Here is a 1,591-nt window from a genome sequence, read left to right as displayed (position 1 = left end):
CCAATGCAGAAAGCTGTAATTTCTTTTGTTGTTCTTTATTCCACTGCTCTTTAAGTGCGGTGGATAAAGCTGCTTTTAGCTTTTCAATGGTATTTAAAACGGAATTAAATTCTAAAATTTGGGTGGGGATAATATCAAAATCTAAATCCTGCTTACCTATTTTTTCGGTGGCAGTGATAATAGAATTTAAGTTTTGTCTTAATTTCTTACTGAATTTTGATGCTGTGATAACGGCGAACAAAATGATAAGTCCAAAAAGAACAACCAAAATAAATAGTTCAGGATATGGAATTATTTTATGAAGGTTTGGATTACTGAAATGTGCAAGCACATCATATTTAATAATAATGATATTGCCATTAAGCTGGTATATTTCCTTAAAAAAACCGTTGTAAGAGTTGTTGTTATTTAGTAAATATGTTTTTGTTTTTTTTAACTCTTTTTCGGTCATATCACTCTCAATAACCTGACCATTTACGTCTATAAGCACATAGCTACAATAAGGTGGCAATGTATTTTTATCAAAATGCTTGGTTAAAGTTTCTTCCAATTGATTTAATTTTACATCTGTATAATTAGCTTGCAAAATAAATCCAGATCGAAAAGCAATAGATATAATTATGATGAACACTAAAATTAAACCCATAATGGCAACAGAAAGCCCAATCAAATGCTCCAAAAACAACCGATAAATTGAAATTGTAGGTTTCTTTCTTATTTCCATTTATAGCCCACCCCCCAAACTGTTTCAATGGGACAGTCAGTGACTTCATTAAATTTACTCCGAATATTTTTTATGTGTACACGAATTGAGGAAATATCACTTTCAGATTGAAATCCGAATATTTTCTCTAATATATTTTCTAGGGAAAAAATCTGCCCTTTATTTCTTGCCAGCAACTCACAAATTTCATATTCGCTTTTGGTTAGAAGGATCAGCTTATTTTTAATGGACACAGTCTTTTCAGACAAATCAAAAACACAATCATTTAAAATTAGACTTTGGTGCCGATCCCTATGTTCCCTACGTATATGCGCATTGACTCTTGCCCTTAGTTCTGATACACTAAAAGGCTTTTTGATATAGTCATCACCACCCACGGATAACCCATCCACAACATCTTGTTCCATTGTTTTGGCTGTTAAAAATAATATTGGACAATCGATCATGCTTCTGTATTCTTTGCAAAAGGAAATGCCATCTAGTTTAGGCATCATAATATCCAAGAGAATTAAATCCATCTGTTTAAAATCATTTACTACAACTTCAGTTGCAGAATTTTTTATAAATACAACATGTCCATCCCTTGTCAGTGCAGTTTCGATTAGCCTACAAATTGCAATATCATCATCAATAACAAGAATATTCGCCATACGATCTCCTAACTTTTAATCTTCCGATTTTCTGCCTTCCCATTTATTTGAGAATAAAAGAAGTGCTATGAGAAAAAGAAAAGTGAAAATAAAAATAAATATTATACTTTGTATCATACCACCAAACTGCAAAAAATCAATATTCCTTAAATTTGATGTAAGTAATGATTCGGAAAATCTTGCGCAGATTCCCCAAGGGAGGAAGGTCCAAATGCCA

Annotated in this window: 2 protein-coding genes; both read right to left on the bottom strand. The window is 32.1% G+C overall.

Annotation, left to right across the window (positions count from 1 at the left end; translation table 11 throughout):
* Positions 1-724: hypothetical protein (locus RTK36_RS12790; protein WP_312047634.1), on the bottom strand; the 724-nt coding region annotated here is incomplete at its 3' end.
* Complete coding sequence (locus RTK36_RS12785; protein ID WP_312047633.1) at positions 715-1,374, bottom strand: response regulator transcription factor; 660 nt, start codon at positions 1,372-1,374, stop codon at positions 715-717. The genes RTK36_RS12785 and RTK36_RS12790, both read right to left, overlap by 10 nt.
* Between the last annotated feature and the right edge of the window lie 217 nt (positions 1,375-1,591).

It is taken from the genome of Anaerotignum sp. (assembly GCF_031981185.1).
Lineage (GTDB): Bacteria > Bacillota > Clostridia > Lachnospirales > Anaerotignaceae > Chakrabartyella.
The sequence above is the reverse complement of the archived record's forward strand: the minus strand, read 5'-3'. Positions and strand labels throughout refer to the sequence as shown.